General features: G+C 59.4%; 19 protein-coding genes and 1 pseudogene. All 20 read left to right on the plus strand.

The window, feature by feature from the left end:
* The first annotated feature begins 80 nt into the window (after nt 1-80).
* Nucleotides 81-854, plus strand: a complete 774-nt coding sequence (gene rfbF, locus H8B20_RS02130; protein WP_210622224.1) for a glucose-1-phosphate cytidylyltransferase — start codon at nt 81-83, stop codon at nt 852-854.
* Nucleotides 836-1,918: a CDP-glucose 4,6-dehydratase gene (rfbG, locus tag H8B20_RS02135; protein ID WP_150594276.1), complete on the plus strand. Its 1,083-nt coding sequence runs from the start codon at nt 836-838 to the stop codon at nt 1,916-1,918. Before rfbF ends, rfbG begins: the two co-directional genes overlap by 19 nt.
* Nucleotides 1,915-2,475 (plus strand): dTDP-4-dehydrorhamnose 3,5-epimerase family protein, encoded by a 561-nt coding sequence (locus H8B20_RS02140; RefSeq protein ID WP_042558197.1) that lies wholly within the window; start codon nt 1,915-1,917, stop codon nt 2,473-2,475. The genes rfbG and H8B20_RS02140 overlap by 4 nt, the downstream gene beginning before the upstream one ends.
* A complete protein-coding gene (locus tag H8B20_RS02145) occupies nt 2,472-3,698 on the plus strand; it encodes a class I SAM-dependent methyltransferase (protein ID WP_210622225.1) in 1,227 nt (408 codons plus the stop codon). The genes H8B20_RS02140 and H8B20_RS02145 overlap by 4 nt, the downstream gene beginning before the upstream one ends.
* Nucleotides 3,695-4,552 carry an NAD-dependent epimerase/dehydratase family protein gene (locus H8B20_RS02150; RefSeq protein WP_210622226.1) on the plus strand — a complete coding sequence of 286 codons (858 nt, stop codon included), beginning with the start codon at nt 3,695-3,697 and terminating at the stop codon, nt 4,550-4,552. The genes H8B20_RS02145 and H8B20_RS02150 overlap by 4 nt, the downstream gene beginning before the upstream one ends.
* 64 nt (nt 4,553-4,616) lie before the next feature.
* A complete protein-coding gene (locus H8B20_RS02155; protein ID WP_210622227.1) occupies nt 4,617-5,351 on the plus strand; it encodes a cephalosporin hydroxylase family protein in 735 nt (244 codons plus the stop codon).
* A 56-nt stretch (nt 5,352-5,407) separates the two neighbouring features.
* Nucleotides 5,408-8,323, plus strand: coding sequence for a glycosyltransferase family 2 protein (locus H8B20_RS02160; RefSeq protein WP_210622228.1), 2,916 nt, complete (start codon nt 5,408-5,410; stop codon nt 8,321-8,323).
* A 29-nt stretch (nt 8,324-8,352) separates the two neighbouring features.
* Nucleotides 8,353-9,354 (plus strand): UDP-N-acetylglucosamine 4,6-dehydratase (inverting), encoded by a 1,002-nt coding sequence (pseB, locus tag H8B20_RS02165; protein ID WP_210622229.1) that lies wholly within the window; start codon nt 8,353-8,355, stop codon nt 9,352-9,354.
* On the plus strand, nt 9,351-10,514 hold the full coding sequence (gene pseC / locus H8B20_RS02170) for a UDP-4-amino-4,6-dideoxy-N-acetyl-beta-L-altrosamine transaminase (protein WP_210622230.1): 1,164 nt from the start codon (nt 9,351-9,353) through the stop codon (nt 10,512-10,514). The genes pseB and pseC overlap by 4 nt, the downstream gene beginning before the upstream one ends.
* 6 nt (nt 10,515-10,520) lie before the next feature.
* Entirely contained in the window at nt 10,521-11,216 is a 696-nt protein-coding gene (pseF, locus tag H8B20_RS02175; RefSeq protein WP_210622231.1) for a pseudaminic acid cytidylyltransferase, read from the plus strand.
* Nucleotides 11,213-12,328: pseudogene (pseG, locus tag H8B20_RS02180) on the plus strand (UDP-2,4-diacetamido-2,4,6-trideoxy-beta-L-altropyranose hydrolase); the annotation flags it as partial. The gene pseF and the pseudogene pseG, both read left to right, overlap by 4 nt.
* 25 nt (nt 12,329-12,353) lie before the next feature.
* Entirely contained in the window at nt 12,354-13,406 is a 1,053-nt protein-coding gene (gene pseI, locus H8B20_RS02185) for a pseudaminic acid synthase (protein WP_210622232.1), read from the plus strand.
* Nucleotides 13,407-13,632: 226 nt separating this feature from the next.
* Nucleotides 13,633-14,559, plus strand: coding sequence for a ketoacyl-ACP synthase III (locus tag H8B20_RS02190; RefSeq protein WP_210622233.1), 927 nt, complete (start codon nt 13,633-13,635; stop codon nt 14,557-14,559).
* A gap of 87 nt (nt 14,560-14,646) precedes the next feature.
* Complete coding sequence (locus tag H8B20_RS02195) at nt 14,647-15,936, plus strand: motility associated factor glycosyltransferase family protein (protein WP_210622234.1); 1,290 nt, start codon at nt 14,647-14,649, stop codon at nt 15,934-15,936.
* Nucleotides 15,933-16,199, plus strand: a complete 267-nt coding sequence (locus H8B20_RS02200; RefSeq protein ID WP_210622235.1) for a hypothetical protein — start codon at nt 15,933-15,935, stop codon at nt 16,197-16,199. Before H8B20_RS02195 ends, H8B20_RS02200 begins: the two co-directional genes overlap by 4 nt.
* A gap of 243 nt (nt 16,200-16,442) precedes the next feature.
* Nucleotides 16,443-17,294: a flagellin domain-containing protein gene (locus H8B20_RS02205; RefSeq protein WP_210622236.1), complete on the plus strand. Its 852-nt coding sequence runs from the start codon at nt 16,443-16,445 to the stop codon at nt 17,292-17,294.
* Nucleotides 17,295-17,367: 73 nt separating this feature from the next.
* Nucleotides 17,368-17,724, plus strand: a complete 357-nt coding sequence (locus tag H8B20_RS02210; protein ID WP_150594261.1) for a flagellar protein FlaG — start codon at nt 17,368-17,370, stop codon at nt 17,722-17,724.
* Nucleotides 17,725-17,806: 82 nt separating this feature from the next.
* Complete coding sequence (gene fliD, locus H8B20_RS02215) at nt 17,807-19,270, plus strand: flagellar filament capping protein FliD (RefSeq protein ID WP_210622237.1); 1,464 nt, start codon at nt 17,807-17,809, stop codon at nt 19,268-19,270.
* Between the two features lie 130 nt (nt 19,271-19,400).
* The gene (gene fliS, locus H8B20_RS02220) at nt 19,401-19,796 is read left to right on the plus strand and encodes a flagellar export chaperone FliS (protein ID WP_150594259.1); all 396 of its coding nucleotides are present in this window, start codon (nt 19,401-19,403) and stop codon (nt 19,794-19,796) included.
* 10 nt (nt 19,797-19,806) lie between these two features.
* Nucleotides 19,807-20,103: a flagellar protein FliT gene (gene fliT / locus H8B20_RS02225; protein ID WP_042558214.1), complete on the plus strand. Its 297-nt coding sequence runs from the start codon at nt 19,807-19,809 to the stop codon at nt 20,101-20,103.
* The last annotated feature ends 74 nt before the right edge of the window (nt 20,104-20,177 follow it).

The raw sequence follows: 20,177 nt of genomic DNA on the forward strand, positions 1-20,177 counted from the left end.
AACCGGCAAAAAGGTTAGCCAGTAGGCCGCAACGCTCAAGAAAGCTGTGCGCAGCCCGGTGAAGAACAAGAGGGGAGACGATGAAGGCAGTTATTTTGGCGGGTGGCCTCGGCACCCGCATCAGTGAAGAGTCGCACCTCAAGCCCAAACCGATGATCGAGATCGGCGGCAAGCCAATTCTCTGGCACATCATGAAGCAGTATTCCGCCCACGGAATTCACGACTTCGTGATCTGCCTCGGCTACAAGGGCTACGCGATCAAGGACTTCTTCGCCAACTACTTCCTGCACACCTCCGACGTCACCTTCAACATGCGCGAAAACCGCATGGACGTGCACCAGAATTACAGCGAGCCCTGGAGCGTCACGCTCATCGACACCGGCGAAGAAACCATGACCGGTGGCCGTCTGCTGCGCGCTGGCCGTTACCTGCAGGATGAAGAAGCGTTCTGCTTCACCTACGGCGATGGCGTTTCCGATTTGAACATTCGCCAACTGGTCGATTACCACAAGGCTCACGGTCGCTTGGCGACCGTCACTGCGGTGCAGCCGCCGGGTCGCTACGGTGCCCTCGAACGCCAAGGCGATCAGGTCCTTGGCTTCACCGAAAAACCTCGTGGAGACGGTGGCTGGATCAACGGCGGTTTCTTCGTACTGTCGCCAAAAGTGTTGCCGTACATCGCGGGTGATGACACCACTTGGGAAGCGGAGCCATTGGCCCGCCTGGCCCAGGACGAACAGCTCAAGGCCTTCGAGCACGATGGCTTCTGGCAACCCATGGACACCCTGCGCGACAAGAACCATCTCGAAGCACTGTGGCAGAGCGGGGAGGCCCCATGGAAGCAATGGGCCTGAGTGCGGATTTCTGGCGCGGCAAGCGTGTGCTGGTTACCGGCCACACCGGTTTCAAGGGCAGTTGGCTGACCCTGTGGCTGCAAAGCCTCGGCGCGCAAGTCAGCGGTTTTTCACTGGATCCGTCGACCGAGCCGAGCCTGTTCGAACTCGCGCGGGTGCACGAAGGCATTGATGATCAGCGCGGTGATCTGCGTGACCTTGGTGCCTTGCTCGAAATCATTGCCGACACCGAGCCGGAGATCGTCCTGCACCTGGCCGCCCAGCCACTGGTGCGCGAAGGCTATCGCGATCCGCTCGGTACTTATTCCAGCAACGTCATGGGCACGCTCAACCTGCTCGAAGCGATTCGTCAGGTCGGCTGCGTACGTGCCTGTGTGCTGGTGACCACCGACAAGGTTTACGCCAACAAGGAATGGCTGTGGCCGTACCGCGAAGACGAAGCCCTCGGTGGTCATGATCCTTACAGCAGCAGCAAGGCCTGTTGCGAACTGTTGGCGCAGTCTTACGCGGCGTCTTTCTTCCCGGCGGACAAGTACGCCGAGCACGGTCTGGCCTTGGCCACGGCGCGTGCCGGCAACGTGTTGGGCGGCGGTGATTTTGCCCCTGAGCGGCTGATTCCCGATGTGCTGAAAGCCTGGACGGCAGACGAGCCGGTGACCCTGCGTTACCCGCACGCAGTGCGCCCATGGCAACACGCGCTGGAGCCATTGGCCGGTTATCTGCAACTGGCTGCCGGCCTCTACGAGCAAGGCCCGGAGTACGCCGGTGCCTGGAACTTCGGCCCCGGCGAGGCGGACATGTGCAGCGTCGGCGAAGTGGTCGAATTGCTCGCCAGCCGCTGGCCGCAAGCGCGCGGTCTGCGCATCGAGCCGAGCGAACTGCACGAGGCCGGTCTGCTGCGTCTGGACAGCAGCCGCGCACGCCAACTGCTCGGTTGGCAACCGCGCTGGACCTTGCAGCAATGCCTGACCCAGACCCTCGACTGGCATTTGGCGTGGCAGAACGGCGACGACATGCGCGCCGTCACCCTCGGCCAACTGAACCTGTACCGAGGCGCGTTGTGAGCGAGTTTTCCTTGCAGGCATTGCCGCTGGCCGGGCTGTTCAGCGTCCAGCACAAACGCTTCGAAGATCAGCGCGGGCACTTCGCCCGGTTGTTCTGCGAAGGCAGTCTGAGTGCGTTTGGCAGTGAGTTTCATATACGTCAGATCAACCATTCCTGCACCCGCGAGAAGGGCAGCGTGCGCGGTCTGCATTATCAGAACGCGAATGCGCCGGAAGCCAAACTGATCACCTGCCTGCGCGGTGAAGTGTGGGATGTGGCGGTCGATTTGCGTCCGGACTCGGAAACCTTTTTGCATTGGCACGCCGAGCATCTGAAGGCCGGCGACGGTCGCAGTCTGTTGATTCCGGCCGGGTTCGCCCACGGTTTCCAGACGCTGACCGAAGACGCCGAATTGCTTTACCTGCACAGCGCCGATTACGCCCCTGCGCATGAGGGCGGTCTGTCGGTGAATGATCCACGGCTGGCCATTGCCTGGCCGTTGCCTGTCAATAATTTGTCAGCGCGTGATTCCAGCCATCCCGCGCTCGATCAACACTTCGCTGGAGTGCGTCTATGAATTGCCGTGGGTGCGCCGCACCGCTGAGCCTGCCGCTGATCGACCTCGGCACCTCGCCACCGTCCAACGCCTACGTGCATGCCGATCGGCTGGAACAGTCCGAGCAATGGGTGCCGCTGAAGGTCGCCGTGTGCCAGCAATGCTGGCTGGTACAGACCGAGGATTACACCTCCGCCGACAGCCTGTTCGATGCCGAATACGCCTACTTCAGTTCGTTCTCCAGCACCTGGCTGGCCCATGCCGAGCGCTATGTGGCCGAGATGGTCGAACGCTTCGGCCTGACCGCTGACAGCCGCGTGGTCGAAGTCGCTGCCAACGACGGTTACCTGCTGCAATACGTCGCCGGTCGCGGTATTCCGTGTCTGGGCGTCGAGCCGACTCGCAGCACCGCGCAAGCGGCGCGGGAAAAGGGGCTGGACATTCGTGAGCTGTTCTTTGGTCGCGACACCGCCGCGCAGTTGAAAAGCGAAGGCTGGGGCGCCGACCTGATGGCCGCCAACAACGTGCTCGCGCATGTACCGGACATCAACGATTTCCTCGGTGGTTTCGCGGCACTGCTGAAACCGACCGGTGTGGCGACTTTCGAATTCCCGCAACTGTTGACGCTGATGGCCGGCGCGCAGTTCGACACGCTTTATCACGAGCACTATTCGTATCTGTCGCTGACGGCTGTGCAAACCCTGTGCGAACGCAACGGCCTGGAAGTCTTCGACGTCAGCCAGTTGAGCACTCACGGCGGATCGCTGCGGGTATTCGTGCAGCGCAAGGACGGCGAGCGTCGCCCGGTGCAACCAGCGGTGCAACAACAGTTGCAGGCTGAACTTGATGCAGGGGTGAAAACCCCCGAGTACTACGCGACCCTTGCGCCTGCCGCCGAACGAATCAAGCATGAACTGCTGCGCTTTTTGCTGCAGGCCAAGGCTGATGGTAAACGTGTGGTGGGTTACGGCGCGGCGGCGAAGGGCAACACCTTGCTCAACTACGCCGGGGTCAAACCGGACCTGCTCGCCTGGGTGGCCGATGCCAACCCGCACAAGCAGGGCAAGTTTCTGCCGGGCAGTCGCATCCCGATTGTTGCGCCGGCACAGATCGATATCGAAAAACCCGACTACGTGCTGGTGCTGCCGTGGAACCTGCTGCACGAAGTCAGTCAGCAACTGGCGCAGGTGCGTCAGTGGGACGGCCGCTTCGTGATGGCGGTGCCTGAGTTGAAAGTGCTGTGAAGGTCCTAGTAACCGGAGCCACGGGCTTCGTCGGTCGGCATCTGGTCGCGGCATTGCTGGCGCGCGGCTGTGTTGTTCGTGCAGTGGCACGCAACGCAGAAACCGCGCGGGGCATGCCGTGGATCAACGATGTCGAGTTCGTCGCGGCGGATATTCACGCCGACGATCTCGATATCGCCGCGTTGACCGAAGGCGTTGATGCGCTGGTTCATCTGGCCTGGCCGGGTTTGCCGAACTATCGGGCGCTGTTCCATTTCGAGCACAACCTGATGGCCGATTACCGCTTCATCAAGCGTGCGGTCGAGGCGGGGGTGAAGCAGGTTCTGGTCACCGGCACCTGCTTCGAGTACGGCATGCAAAGCGGCCCGCTCAGCGAAAACACCGAGCCAAGTCCGAGCAATCCGTACGGTCTGGCCAAGCACACCTTGCACCTGTTTTTGCAGAACTTGCAGCAAGAGCATCCGTTCACCCTGCAATGGGCGCGGCTGTTTTACCTGCACGGCGAAGGGCAGAACCCCAACAGTTTGCTCGCGGCGCTAGACCGTGCAGTCGATGCCGGTGAGGCGTCGTTCAACATGTCGGCCGGCGAGCAGTTGCGCGACTTTCTGCCAATCGAGACCGCTGCCGGTTACCTCGCCGCGATTCTGCATCAACGCGACTTCAGCGGCGTGATCAATTGCGCCAGTGGCCAGCCGATTTCAGTAAGAACCCTCGTCGAGCAACGCCTGCGCGAACGCGGCGCTTCGATTGATTTGAACCTGGGGCATTACCCCTACCCGACACACGAACCCATGGCGTTCTGGGCGGTGGTCGACCGTTTGCAAGATCTGCTTGAGGTGCAGCAGAGCAACTGATGTGCCTCGAAGCGAATGCCTTTGGCAGCGTGACTATCAAATGACTTTTCAGTGAGACCGGACAATGAGCGATAACGTAATCAAAGCCTTCGAGGCGGAGTGCCAGGCCGAAGTGATTGCCCAGGGCCAGGACAAGGACCTGAAGGCGTTGGCCCAGGAGTTCTACAACCAGTCGGCCAAACACAAATACACCTATCACTTTTCGTGGATGGGTCGTCCGATCATTCAATTGCCGCAAGACATGATGGCAATGCAGGAACTGATCTGGCGGATCAAGCCAGACCTGGTGATCGAGTGCGGTATCGCCCACGGCGGTTCGATCATTTACTACGCCTCGCTGCTCGAATTGCAGGGCCACGGCGAAGTGCTGGGCATCGATCGCGACATCCGTGCGCACAACCGTGAGGCCATCGAAAGCCATCAGATGATCAAGCGCATCAGCATGATCGAAGGCTCGAGCCTCGATCCGGCAGTGGTCGAGCAGGTTCGTCAGGCTGCGGCCGGCAAGAAAGTGATCGTGGTGCTCGACTCCAACCACACCCACGACCATGTCCTCGAAGAGCTGCGTCTTTATGCACCACTCGTCTCGGTGGACAGCTACTGCGTGGTCATGGACACCGTGGTTGAAGACATGCCGGCCGATGCCTTCCCGGATCGCCCGTGGGGTCCGGGTGACAACCCGAAAACCGCGGTTTGGGCCTACCTCAAAGAGAATCAGGATTTCGAGATTGACCAGCAGATGCAAGACAAGCTGCTGATCACGGTCGCCTCGGACGGTTATCTGCGTCGGGTTCGTTGATCCGTTCCATCATTAAAGTGTTTTTCGGGCGGTTTCGCCGGTAGTGGGGAGAAGTTATGCAAGGCAAGTACGGTTCTGAAAACAAGCAGCCATTGAGCGAGTTGCTGACGGTGGTACTGATCACCCACAACCGCCCGGCTTTTTTGCGTCGAGCGCTGCAGTACTACAGCGGCCTGCCTTGCAAGGTTTTGGTACTGGATTCTTCTTCCGAGCGCCCGGAAGGTGATTTTTCCGCGGTCGATTATCAGCACCTGCCGCAATTCGCCTACTGGGGGATGCAGGCCAAACTGACCTACGGCGTCGAGCAACTGACGACGCCGTATATGGTGTTCGCGGCTGACGACGATTTCATCCTGCATGAATCGCTGGCCGAGTCGGTCAACTTCCTGGAGGCCAACCGCGACTACGGGCTGTGCCACGGCTACTGCCTGATGTACCTGGCGCTGGCCGGCAGCGTCAGCTACTACCGACGCGACAAGAAAATCTGCGAAGACTACGCGTCGGAGCGTGCCGAGGATCGCGTTCTCGATTTCATGCACCAGTACGTGCCGCCGTTCTATGGCGTGTGCCGCACCTCGATCATCAAGGACTGGTACGCGGCATTGCCGCCGGGCACCAGTTTCGAATGGCAGGAAATCGGCCACACCTACTACCTGCTGGCGAACGCCAAGGCGCGCATTCTGCCGATTCCTTATGTCGTGCGCGAGATCAACATCGGTTTCTCCGACCACAACACCGAGGTCTACCACGCGCTGTCGTACACCGATACCAAGTCGGTGACCGAGCGCGAAGCCTTTGCCGAATTCCTCGCCTCCTTGCCGACCGGTATCACCGATCTCGACCAGGCGCAGCGCAAGGCGTTGGCCCTGGAAAGCTTCGCGGCCATGACGGACAGCCTGGTCTCCGGACGGGCGTTGACGACCGAGCTGATTTTCGAGTCCACCTGGAGCAACCTTACCAAGACACCAGAGCGCAAATTCGGGCCACGCCAATACGTCGAGATGCCTTTCTACAACGAGCGCTTTTTTGACTTGCTGACCCAGTTCGAGTTTTTGCTGCACGCGATGCCGGCCGGTCGCATTCAACTGGAAAAACTCGAGGGTGTGTGGACCCGGCAGGAATACCTGCTGCAGGCACGCAATAACGATACGGCGCAAAGTGTCGTCGACCGGTTGTGGCAGGCCCATGACAGCAACGCGTTCAACCGCGCTGTGCTCAAGCGTCTGACGGCGCAACTGCAAACCCTGGGCGAAGAAGAGCAAGCGCAGAAGATAGCTGAGTGGGATGCTCGTCTGGCGGCAGTGGCGGACACCGATCATTACCCGGTCTTCAGCAAGATGCGCTCGGGCCGTTTGCTCGACTGGCTGGCGGCTCGCAAGCCGGACGCCGAACAGGCTGCGTTGATTGCCAGGCATCTGGCGGCGAACAATGGCGGTCCACAATTCGGCATCTTCCTGCTGGATCTGGACAACAACGTCGAGAAGCTGCAAGTGACACTCGACAGCCTCGTCGAAGGTCACAGCAAGGCTTTCAAAATCGTCGTCTTCACCACGGGCGAGCCGCAGAGCGCGACCACCGCTCAGAACACCTTGCACTTTGTCCGGGTCACGCCGGGCAGCCTCGTCGACAAACTGAACCTGAGCGCCGCGCAATCTCCATGCGACTGGTTGCTGCTGGCGAACGTGGGTGATGAATTCACGCCGAGCGGCCTGCTGCGCGCCGGCCTGGAACTGATGTCGGCCACGGGGCTTCGCGCGGTGGCCACTGATGAAATCCAGCGCACTGAAGAAGGTGCGCTGGTGGACGTGTTCCGCCCTGGCTTCAATCTTGATTTGCTGCAGAGCATCCCGTCGCTGATGGCACGCCATTGGCTTGTGCGCCGCGACGTGCTGCTGGAGGTCGGCGGTTATCAGGCCGACTTCAGCAAAGCGATGGAGTTCGACCTGCTGCTGCGCATCATTGAGCAGGGCGGCCTCGACGGTCTGGCGCATCTCGACGAGCCGTTGTTGATCACACAAGCAGCAGCGCTGGAAGAAAACGCCCACGAGCGTCAGGCGTTGTTGCGCCATCTGGGCAATCGTGGCTACCAGGCCAAAGTGACTTCGGCGGCGCCGGGCACCTGGCAGGTTGATTACCGCCACACTGAACAGCCGATGGTGTCGATTATTCTGCCGGTCATTGATGACTTGCCAGTGATGCGCCGCTGCCTGGAAGGCCTGCTGCTCAGAACCCGCTACAACCGTTATGAAGTACTGGTGGCGGCAAACGCTAATCAGTCGGCAGCGGTCAATGACTGGCTGGGTGCATTGCGCCATCCGAAAGTGAATGTCTTGCGCGCCGATCAAACACTCGGCGAAGTGGCGCTGTATAACGCTGCCAGCGAGCAGGCGCAGGGTGAATACCTGGTGCTGCTGGCCGCTGACGCAGAAGTCGTCAACCCGAACTGGCTCGACTCGTTGCTCAACCATGCCCAGCGTCCGGAAGTCGGGATCGTGGGTGCCAAACTGGTCAGCCGTGACGGGAAAATCTCCCAGGCGGGTTTGATTCTCGGTCTGAACGGTGGCGTCGGTTCGGCGTTCATTGGCGAGAAACACAGTGCTGCGGGTTACATGCAGCGCCTGTCGGTCGAGCAGAACTATTCGGCCGTGTCGAAGGTGTGCCTGATGGTGCGCAAAGAGTTGTTCAACGCGCTCGGTGGTCTGGATGAAGTGACCTTCGCTGATGGCTTCAGCGATGTTGATCTGTGCCTCAAGGCCGGGCAGGCTGGTTACCTCACCGTGTGGACGCCGCTGGTCCAGGTGTTGCACACCGGTGAATTGCCGCAAGCCCCTGAGGCGCTGGCCGCATTGCGCGAGAAATGGAGCAGCGCTTTTGCCCAGGACCCGGCTTACAACGCCAACCTGGCCCTGACCGGCAAAGGCTTTACCCTGGCTGAAAACACTTCGATCAATTGGTCGCAGTTGCTGGCTTGAGTCCGTCGGACAGGGAACAGGAATTACACATGTTCAACGGTAAATCGATCTTCATCTCCGGCGGCACGGGCTCGTTCGGGCGCAACTTCATCCGCCGCTTGCTGGAGCAGTACCAGCCCAAGCGCGTGGTGGTGTTCTCCCGTGATGAGCTCAAGCAATACGAAATGCAGCAGACGTTCAACGCGCCGTGCATGCGTTACTTCATCGGTGACGTGCGTGACGCTGACCGCCTGCGTCAGGCCATGCGCGGCATCGATTACGTGGTGCATGCCGCCGCGTTGAAGCAGGTGCCGGCGGCTGAGTACAACCCGACCGAATGCATCCGCACCAACGTCAACGGCGCGGAAAACATCATCGCCGCGGCGATCGACAACGGTGTGAAAAAGGTTGTGGCGCTGTCCACCGACAAGGCTGCCAGCCCGATCAATCTGTACGGCGCGACCAAGTTGCTCTCGGACAAATTGTTCGTCGCCGCCAACAACATTGCCGGCGAGCAGGAAACCCGGTTTGCCGTGGTGCGCTACGGCAACGTGGCCGGTTCACGGGGCTCGGTGGTGCCGTTTTTCAGCAAGCTGATCGCCGATGGCGCGCAAGAGCTGCCGATTACCGACGAGCGCATGACACGGTTCTGGATCACCCTCGACCACGGTGTGCAGTTCGTGCTCGACAGCTTCGCGCGGATGCACGGTGGCGAAGTGTTCGTGCCGAAGATTCCGTCGATTCGCATCGTCGATCTGGCCCGTGGCATGGCTGAACATCTGCCGCACAAAAACGTCGGCATTCGTCCCGGGGAAAAACTCCATGAGTTGATGGTGCCGCTGGACGATGCGCGGATGACTATTGAGTTCGAGGATCACTACACCATCCAGCCGTCGATTCGCTTTACCAGCGTCGATGTCGATTTTGCCGTCGACAAACTTGGCGAGCATGGGCGTGCGGTGAGTGAAGATTTTGAGTATCGCTCCGACACCAATCCGCACTACCTCTCGGTCGGACAGATCGCGGCGCTGCACGCGAAGCTCTCGGTATGATCCCTTACGGCCGGCAGAGTCTCGATCAGTCGGACATCGATGCCGTCGTTGAGGTGTTGCAGTCGGACTGGTTGACCCAAGGGCCGACCATCGAGCGCTTCGAGCAGGCTGTGGCCGAGCGTTGCCAGGCTGATTTCGCCGTGGCGGTGTGCAACGCCACGGCGGCGCTGCACATTGCGTGTCTGGCGGCGGGGCTTGGCCCGGGCGACCGCCTGTGGACCACGCCGAATACATTCCTGGCATCGGCCAATTGCGGGCGTTACTGCGGCGCCGACGTGGATTTTGTCGACATCGATCCGCTGACCTGGAACCTCGATGCTTACGCGTTGGCGGCGAAACTGGATCAGGCTGAACAGGACGGCAAACTGCCAAAAGTCTTGGTGGCGGTGGCGTTTTCCGGGCAGAGCTGCGACATGCGCAAGATTGGCGAGCTGGCCGAGCGCTACAACTTCACCGTGATCGAAGATGCCTCCCACGCGGTCGGCGCTTCTTACGCCGGGCGTCCGGTGGGTTGCGGTGAGTTTGCGGCAATGACCGTGTTCAGTTTCCATCCGGTGAAGATCATCACCAGTGCCGAGGGCGGCATGGTCCTGACCAATCGCCCGGCCCTGGCCGAGCGCCTGCAACGCCTGCGCAGCCATGGCATGACCCGCGATTCGCAGCAGATGACCGAGCCCAGCCACGGCCCTTGGTACTACCAGCAGATCGAGCTGGGCTTCAATTACCGGATCACCGATCTGCAAGCCGCGCTGGGCTTGTCGCAACTGGCCAAGCTGGATGACTTCATCGCTCGGCGTCGTGAGTTGGCAGCGCGCTACGAGCAGTTGCTGACGTACTTGCCGCTGACGTTACCCAGCGCTCAACCGGACGCGGAATCAGCCTGGCATTTGTATGTGGTGCGCTTGCAGACCGAGCGCATCAACCTCAGTCACCGCCAGGTGTTCGAGGGCTTGCGCGCGGCCGGCATCGGCGTGAATCTGCACTACATTCCGGTGCATCTGCAGCCTTACTATCAGGCACTGGGTTTTGCCGAGGGCGACTTTCCCGAAGCCGAACGCTATTACGCCGAGGCGATCAGCCTGCCGATGTTTCCGCTGCTGACCGAGGAGCAGCAGGATTACGTGGTCGAGCAATTGCGCCGGCTGCTGATTGAGGAGTAGGGCAACGTGAGCAACATTGCAATCATCCCGGCGCGCGGGGGCAGCAAACGCATCCCGCGCAAGAATCTTGCGCCGTTCGACGGCGTGCCGATGATTGTCCGTTCGATTCGTACGGCGCTGGATTCGGGCTTGTTCGATCAAGTCGTCGTCAGTACCGATGACGAAGAAATCGCCGAGGTCGCGCGGGTGCACGGGGCTGATGTGCCGTTTTTGCGCCCGGCCGATCTGGCGGATGATTTTACCGGCACCGCAGCGGTGATCGTGCATGCCTTGCAGCAACTGCCGGCCTTTGATTACGCCTGCTGCGTGTACGCCACGGCGCCCTTGTTGCAGGCGCGTTATCTGCGTCAGGGCTTTGAGTTGCTGGCGCAACAGCCGGATAAATCCTTCGCCTTCTCCGTGTGCAACTTCGGGTTCCCGGTGCAGCGTGCGCTGACGCTGGACGGGCAGGGCGCGTTGACGGCGTTGTATCCCGAGTTTCGCAACACCCGTTCGCAGGATCTGCCCGAAGCGTTTCAGGATGCCGGGCAGTTTTATTGGGGCCGCACGGATGCGTGGCTGCGCGGCGAGGTGGTCTATTCGCCCGTCAGCCTGCCGGTGATTTTGCCCCGGCATCTGGTGCAGGACATCGATACGCCTGAAGACTGGAAACGTGCCGAATACCTTTACGCCGCGCTCAAGGCCGGCGGAGAGTTGCAATGAGAATCCTGATTCGCGCCGACGCCTCACCCACCATCGGCAGCGGCCATATCGCCCGCTGCCTGACGCTGGCGCGGGTGCTGCGCAAGCAGGGCAGTCATGTCGCGTTTGGCTGTCGGCAGTTGCCGGGGCATCGACTCGATGCTCTGAGCGCCGAAGGTTTCGAGACGTTCGCACTGCCTGAATTTTATCCCGATGAAGACCCGCAGCAGGCCATCGAGTCGATGCTGCCGTGGCAGGCCGACATTGATGCGTTGGATTTGCTGCTGGAAGATCACGCCGAATTCGACTGGATAATCGTCGATCATTACGGCCTCGATCATCACTGGCAGACCGCCGCACGGCGTTGGGCGCCGCGTATTGCTGCCGTCGACGATCTCGCCACTCGGCGCTACAGCGTTGATTTGCTGCTCAATCAGAATCTGTCCGGCCTCAGCGATAACTACACGCCGCTGTTGCCCGAGGGCTGCCGCACACTGCTCGGCCCGCGTTATGCCATGTTGCGTGAAGAGTTCGATTGCCCGGCGATCGAAATCAAACCCGAAGCCCGGCGAGTGCTGGTGAACTTCGGCGGTTTCGACGCGGCGATGCAGACCCATCACGCGATGTTGGCGTTGGCCGATTTTACTGAACTTGAAGTGGACTTCGTCGCCGGTGTCGACAACCCGGCATGGGCGCAGATGCAGGCACTGGCGCAAACGCGGCCAAACTGGCGTCTGCACAGTTTTGTCAGCGATTTCCATCAACCCATGACCGAGGCCGATCTGTTTATCGGCGCCGGTGGCGGCACCAGTTGGGAGCGTGCGGCGTTGGGTTTGCCGACGATCTGTATAGCGGTGTCGAATAACCAGCAGGTCAACGGTGAAGTCATGGCGGCAGCGGGCGCACATGTATTCATGGGTGCGCGCGAGCAGGTCAGCGTTGCGCAGTTGCGTGACGCGATTGGTTTTGTCGCCGCTAATTTTTATCTGCGCCAGAGCCTGGCCGAACGTTCTCGGCAAATGGTCGATGGGCGCGGTGCATTGCGAGTCGCCGCGGCATTGGCCGATGGTGTGCTCAAGTCAAGTGACGCCACACTGGACGATGCGCAATTGCTGCCCGACGGGCCGAACTCCAGTTTGAATAAAGGGAACACCGTTCATGAGTAGTTTCAAGATTGGCGACCGTCTGATCGGTGCCGATGCGCCGCCGTTCATCATTGCCGAGATGAGCGGCAATCATAACCAGTCGCTGGACGTGGCCCTGCAAATTGTCGAAGCCGCCGCCAAGGCCGGCGCGCACGCGTTGAAACTGCAAACCTACACCGCCCAGACCATGACGCTGGATCTGGCGGAAGGCGAGTTCTTCATCAAAGACCCGGGCAGCCTGTGGGCCGGCACTTCTTTGTATGACTTGTACGAGCAGGCTCACACACCGTGGGAATGGCATGCGCCGATCTTCGCTCGCGCCAAGGAGCTGGGGATGCTCGCGTTCTCGACGCCGTTCGACGACACGGCTGTGGATTTTCTCGAAAGCCTCGACGTGCCGGCGTACAAGATCGCCAGTTTTGAAAACACCGACCTGCCGTTGATTCGCCGTGTCGCCGCCACCGGCAAGCCGCTGATCATCTCCACCGGCATGGCCAGCATCGCCGAACTTGATGAAACCGTGCGCGCCGCCCGTGCAGCCGGGTGCAAGGATCTGGTGTTGCTCAAATGCACCAGCACTTATCCGGCGACTCCGGCAAACAGCAATGTGCGGACGATCCCGCACCTGCGTGATTTGTTCGGTTGTGAAGTGGGGCTGTCCGATCACTCGATGGGCGTTGGCGTCTCGGTGGCGGCCGTGGCGCTCGGCGCGACGGTGGTGGAAAAGCACTTCACCCTCGACCGTTCGGCGGGCGGGGTGGATGCCAGTTTCTCGCTGGAGCCGGCCGAGATGGCCAGCCTGGTGGTGGAAACCGAACGCGCATGGCAAGCGCTCGGCAAGGTGCAATACGGCGCAACCGAAGCCGAACTCAAGTCGGTGGTGTATCGCCGCTCGCTGTACGTGACCGCCGACATGGCCGCCGGTGACCCCTTTACGCAGGACAATTTGCGCGCCATTCGCCCCGGCCTCGGCCTGCCGCCTAAGCACACCGATGCCGTGCTCGGGCGCTGCGCTCGCGCGTCGATCAAGCGCGGTACGCCGCTGGATTGGTCATTGGTCGAATAACCCAATCTGTAATGGATTCGGCAAAATAGCGTGACCTGCGAGTCATAACGCGCATCTTCACTGTATTGTATTGATCGGGGAGATGGCGCCTGGCCCTTTTTTGGTTCCAGTGATAGCCCTTTGCGCTCCCCTTGGTTGCCCGTCGTGGCAACCATTTTCTGTTTGTCGGCGCCCCTCAAATCCTTGCGAGCGGTGGTCTTGGGCTGTTTTTTATTGGGAAGCCGTAATGATTGGCATAAAAAGCATTGCGAGCTACGTTCCTGTAGCCGGCGTGGACAATTACGCACAAGGTGCAAAATTCGAGAAGGATGAAGAGTTCATCCTTGGCAAGATTGGCTCGGCATTCCTGCCGCGCAAAGACGCTGATCAAGAAACCTCCGATCTGTGCGTGGAAGCAGCCAATGCGCTGTTTGCCAGCAACCCTGGACTGAAGCGTGAATCGATCGATGCCTTGATCGTTGTCACCCAGAACGGTGATGAAGAAGGCTTGCCGCACACTGCTGCGATCGTGCAGGACAAACTCGGTCTGCCGACCAATGTCGCCGCGTTCGATATTTCGTTGGGCTGCTCCGGTTATGTCTACGGCATCTACGCGATCAAGGGCTTCATGGAGGCCGCCGGCCTGAAGAACGGCCTGCTGATCACCGCCGATCCGTATTCAAAAATCGTTGACCCGGAAGACCGCAACACCACCATGCTGTTCGGTGATGCGGCCACCGCGACCTGGATGGGTGAAAATCCGACCTGGGCGCTGGGCAAGGCCAAGTTCGGCACTGACGGTTCCGGCGCGCCACACCTGAAAGTCACCGATGGTGTGTTCTTCATGAACGGTCGTCAGGTGTTCAACTTTGCGCTGCTCAAAGTCCCGGCGCACTTGCACGAGTTGCTCGATGATTCCGGCCTCAACGCTGATGACATCGACGCCTTCTGCATTCACCAGGGCAGTGCGGCGATTGTCGATGCCGTGGCGCGACGCTTTGAAGGTGAGCCTGAGAAGTTCATCAAGGACATGGTCGAGACCGGCAACACCGTGTCGTCGAGTATTCCGCTGCTACTGGAAAAGCACGTAATCGATTCCGCCTGGCAGCGCGTCGCGCTCAGTGGTTTCGGTGTCGGTCTGTCGTGGGGCTCGGCGATCATCTTCCGCCCCTGAGCCTGATTAAAAACGGCGGATACAAAAATAGCGTTCAAGGTTAACCTTGAACGCTATTTTTTTGCCTGAAACGGAGCGCGAGGCGCCATGAGCGAGTTTTTCCAGGCCAACGCCGAAGTCCTTCAGCGCCGCTGGCCGGCGCTGTTCGAGCGCTTGATGGCCGAAGACAGTGCGGCGGTTCAGGCTGAGTTGGTGCAGGGGCTGGGTTCGACTCTGAGCGTCAATGGCGTTCAACTCACCAGTCGCCATGACCGTACTCACGAAGCTCGTGTTCAGGCAGTCAGCTTGGCGGATAAAGCGCAATTGCATGTCTACGGCACCGGCCTAGGCGATTTGCCTGCGGTGTTGCTGGAGCGCGCCGGGCTTGAGCGGTTGTATGTGCATATTCTCAATGGCGCTCTGTTTGCGCTGGTCGTGCAGTTGCTTGATCAGCGCCAGTGGCTGGACGATCCGCGCGTGGAACTGTTTTACGCCGGTGATCTGTCTGATATCTGCACGCCGTTTTTTGCCCTGCCGGCCGAGATGCTGCTGGCTGATGACTTCAACGCAAAGATCCGTGATCGACTGGTCAGTGAAGTGCACCTGAGCTTCAACAATCGTGAATTCGATCCGCGGTCGCCGGTCATTCAGCAACGCTTGCAGGATTGCTTGCCAATGCTGCTGGGCGATGACGATGTGGCGCAACTGTTCGGCACTTGCGTCGACCGGGACGTCTACGTGATCGCCACGGGGCCGACGCTGGAGGGGCATTTTGAACGGCTGGCGAAAGTGCGGGCTCAGGCGCAGCGTCCGCTGTTCATCTGTGTCGACACCGCTTATCGACCGCTGCGTGAGCACGGTGTGGTGCCGGATCTGGTGGTGAGCATCGATCAGCTCATCAGCTTCCGTCATCTGCCATTTGAACAGTCCGAAGGCATTCCTCTGGTCTATTTGCCGATGAGCGACCCCGAGGTTTTGCGCGCCTGGAAGGGCAAGCGCTACGGCGGCTATTCCGCCAGCCCGGTTTATGCCGCATTGCGCGAGGAATATCCGCGAGGCGAACTGCATGTCGGCGGCAGTGTGATTCATCCGGCGGTGGACCTTGCCGTGAAAATGGGCGCGACGCGCATCACTCTGTTTGGCGCCGACTTCGCCTTCCCGATGAACAAGACCCATGCTGGCTGGAATGACGGTGAACTTGGGCCGAGTGTGAATCAGGCGCGGCATTGGGTGCGTGACGGGCATGGTCAGCGCGTCAGCACACAACTGAACTTCCGTGGCTATTTATGTGTTCTGGAACGCTACATCGCCGCCCATCCCCAGGTTGAGTTTTTCAATAGCAGCAGAGCGGGCGCGCTGATCGCCGGCACACAATTCAATCAGGAGTTTGTGCAATGACGGCAATGGCGCAATGCATCAACGAGTGCCGCGAGTGCGCAAGTCTGTTTCGACTGGGACGTGACGTCGAGGCGGCGCTAAGCATGGTCGAGGTCTTCGAGGGTGCGCAGCAGTTACTGCAGTCCGCGCCTGCGGATGTCCAGCAGATGTGGGCGCAGGTGCTGACGCAAATGCTCGATTGTCAGGAGCGCCAGGACTGGTTGGGGCTGGCGGACTCCATGGAGTACGAACTGATCGAACTGCTGACGGCCATGCCAGCCTGAGGGCGGGCAACCGCGCTGGCCCGCAGGTTTGCGCAGTGGTCGGTTTTATGGCGTCATTTTTTCGAAAGTGAGGGGCGGCTAAGCCTTTGTTTTCTCTGGGGTGGCAGGGTGATGGCAAATATTTTTTAAAAAGCCCTCAAGCAACCTGCATTCCCGACGATAACTATTACGAAGGTTCTCTAGGCCATACCCGGCGGTTGCCAGGGCCGGAAGCCGCAGTACCCAACCAACGAGGAATTCGTCATGGCTTTAACAGTAAACACCAACACCACATCGTTGAACGTTCAGAAAAACCTGAACAAAGCTTCCGACGCTCTGTCGACTTCGATGCAGCGCCTGTCTTCCGGCCTGAAAATCAACAGCGCTAAAGACGACGCCGCTGGCCTGCAGATCTCCACCCGTATGCAATCGCAAATCCGCGGTGGCAACCAGGCTATCCAGAACGCCAACGACGGTATCTCCGTTGCTCAGACCGCTGAAGGCGCTCTGCAAGCTACTACCGACATCCTGCAGCGTATGCGTGAACTGGCTGTTAAAGCACGTACCGGCACCAACGGCACTGCTGACCAGAAAGCAACCAACCTTGAATTCGCCGATATGTCCGACGAAATCAGCCGTATCGCTGCTTCCACCAACCTGAACGGCAAAAACCTGCTGGACGGTTCGGCTGGTACTGTGACTCTGCAAGTTGGCGCAAACACTGGTACTGCCAACCACATCGACCTGGTACTGAGCTCCAAGTTCGACGCCGTGAGCCTGTCCGTAGACAAAGGTACTCTGGCTCTGACCGGTACTGACGCTGCTACCGCCGGTACCAATATCGACGCCGCTATCACTGCAATCGACGCTGCTATCGCTGCGATCGGTGATACCCGTGCCAGCCTGGGTGCTTCGCAAAACCGTCTGACCAGCACCATCTCCAACCTGCAGAACATCGTTGAGAACACCACTGCTGCACAGGGTCGTGTACAAGACACCGACTTCGCCGCAGAAACTGCTAACCTGACCAAGCAGCAAACTCTGCAGCAGGCTTCGACCTCCGTTCTGGCTCAAGCCAACCAACTGCCTTCCGCTGTACTGAAACTGCTTCAGTAATATCGGAACAAGTTTGGGCGGGGGAGTGCGCTAGTCGTGCTCTCTCGCCTTTTTACGTCAGGAGGTGATGAGCATGGACATGAGCGTGAAGCTTAACCTGTCTTATCCGGCTCCCAAGCCAGTAACGCCGGTTGCTGACAAACCGTCAGAGAGGCCTGAAGTTACCAAGGCTGAAGCTCCGGTCGCTGCCAAGAGTCAGGATACGGACGATGCCAAGTTGAAACTGGCAGTGCAGGAGATCGAGAAGTTTGTTCAATCGATCAAGCGCAATCTGGAGTTCTCCATCGATGAGCATTCCGGGAAGGTCATCGTCAAGGTGATCGCAAGCGAGACGGGTGAAATCGTTCGACAGATTCCCTCCGCAGAAGCCCTCAAGCTGGCAGACAGCCTCGCCAACGCAAGTCATGTGTTGTTCGACGCCAAGGCCTGATAGCTGGCATGAATAATGTTTGTACGTTCTCAAGATGCGTGTAACGGTCAAAAGAATGGCAACAATCTGAAGGGAGATGCACATGGCAAGTCCAATTCTACCGGGTTCCGGACTGGGTTCCGGCCTGGACATCGGGGCGATCGTTACTGCGCTGGTCAACGCCGACAAGGCACCAAAGCAGACGCAAATCGATACCGCGACCAAAGCCAACACGCTGAAGATTTCCGGTATCGGTTCGTTGAAGAGCGCGCTGACCGCGTTCCAGACGGCAATGACCAATCTGGGCAGCAAGACCAATCCTGCATTTGCCGGCTTCACCGCGACTTCGGCCAATACCGCCGTTTTGAACGCCACCGCCGATAGCACCGCGGTTTCGGGTAATTACAGTGTTGTCGTGAATCAGCTGGCCACCGGCTCGAAAGTCGCCAGTGCCTCTTTTGCCGGCGGCGCCGCCAGTGCCATTCCGACTGGTACCCTGAAAATCAGTCAAAATGGCACTGATTACAATGTGGACATCCCGGCCAATGCCACCTTGCAGACCACCCGTGACGCCATCAACAAGGCTCAGGGCGCCAACGGCATCTCCGCCAACATTGTGACCGACAGCACCGGTGCTTCGCGTCTGGTGATCAGTTCGAACAAGACCGGCGAAGGTTCCGACCTCACCGTCAGCGGTATTGCCGGTCTGGAAATTGATGGCACCAAGCCGCTGGGGACTAGTCCTGCGGCAGGTGCTGCGGGCGCCGTCAACGGCGTTGCACAAGATGCCAAGCTGACCATCGACGGTCTTCAGGTCAGCAGCAAGAGCAATACGGTGACCGGTGCAATCAGTGGTCTGACGCTGAATCTGACAACGGTCAGCGCTGGCGCGCCAGCGGCGGGCACCCCGACTGTTATCGGCGTGGATGCCAACACCAAGGGTCTGCAGGCCTCGATTCAGTCGTTTGTCGACGCTTACAACACGTTGAAAACTACCATCGACACCTTGTCCAAGGCGACGCCGGACGAAGATGGCAAGCTGACCGTACAAGCGGCTTTCACTGGCGATGCGATGCCGCGTTCGCTGATTGCCAGCGTTCGTGCCGAGTTGACGGCGCCGGGTGCTGGTGGTCCGCTGGCCGTGCTGTCCCAGCTGGGTGTGATGACCGACCGCAACACCGGTAACCTGACGTTTGATACCAGCGCGTTCACCAAAACCATGGCCCAGCCAGGCATGACTGGCGAGGTTCAACAATTGTTCTCCGGCACCGACGACACCAATGGTCTGTTGGCGCGTATGAGCAAAGCGGTGGACCCGTACCTCAAGCCGCCAGCGGACGATAAGCTCGGCACCGGTTTGCTTGATCAGCGCATGGCGATTCTCACCAAGAACACACGCAACCTGACCAACCAGCAACTGGCGCTGGACTTGCGTGTCGCCAACCTGACCAAGGTGTTGACTGCCAAGTACAATGCCATGGACTTGCTGGTAGGGCAGATGAAGGCCACAGCCAGCAACATCACGTCATTCTTTAGTACGCTGAACGCTCAGCAATCCGCGAAGTAACAGGCAAGCACGACAAAAACCCGGCTACGCTTTATCGGCGTGTGCCGGGTTTTTGTCTTATTGATCTAAAGTTCTGTGACTCGTTGGCGATACACTGGTTATACGAGTCATTGTGGCAATGAGGTAGAACATGAACCCAATGTTAGCCCTTCGGCAATATCAGAAAGTCGGCGCGCATGCGCAGACGTCCGAAGCGAGTCCGCACCGTCTGGTGCAAATGCTGATGGAAGGCGGCCTGGAGCGCATCGCTCAGGCCAAAGGCGCCATCGAGCGCAAGGACATTTCTGCCAAATGCACGGCCATCAGCAAGGCCGTTGGCATTATCGGCGGCTTGTGTGAAGGCCTGGATCTGGAAAATAGTGCCGATTCGGTGGGTGAGCTCAACCAGCTTTACATCTACATGATGAAGCGACTTGCCGAAGCCAACGTCAAGAGTGATCCGCAGATTCTCGACGAAGTTGCCGGCCTGCTGCGCACCGTAAAAGAAGGCTGGGACGGCATCGCTCCATCAGGCCCCCAGTTCTAAGGAGATCACCATGAGTCTTGTATTGCAGCGAATTGCCGATACCCGTGAAGCATTGGTCAGTGCCTTGGCCGAGCGCAATTGGGAAGCCATTGGCGAGTTGGATCTGGCTTGCCGTTCCTGCATGGAAGACGTCTTGAGTGAGGCTTCGATGGACGAGGTCGCGTTGCGCGATAACCTTGAGGAGTTGCTCCATGTCTACAAGGAGCTTCTTGAGGTGGCCATGGGGGAGCGGCAGGCGATAGCCAACGAGATGTCGCAGATCACCCAAGCGCAGAAGGCGGCAAAGGTTTACCATCTGTTTGGCTAATTAACCTCCAGTTAATCCAGGCATGTGCGCCATAAATTTGACTGTGCACGGTTTTTTGACTTAACTAGTGGCTG

The organism is Pseudomonas sp. P42, from assembly GCF_017973755.1.
GTDB lineage: Bacteria > Pseudomonadota > Gammaproteobacteria > Pseudomonadales > Pseudomonadaceae > Aquipseudomonas > Aquipseudomonas iridis.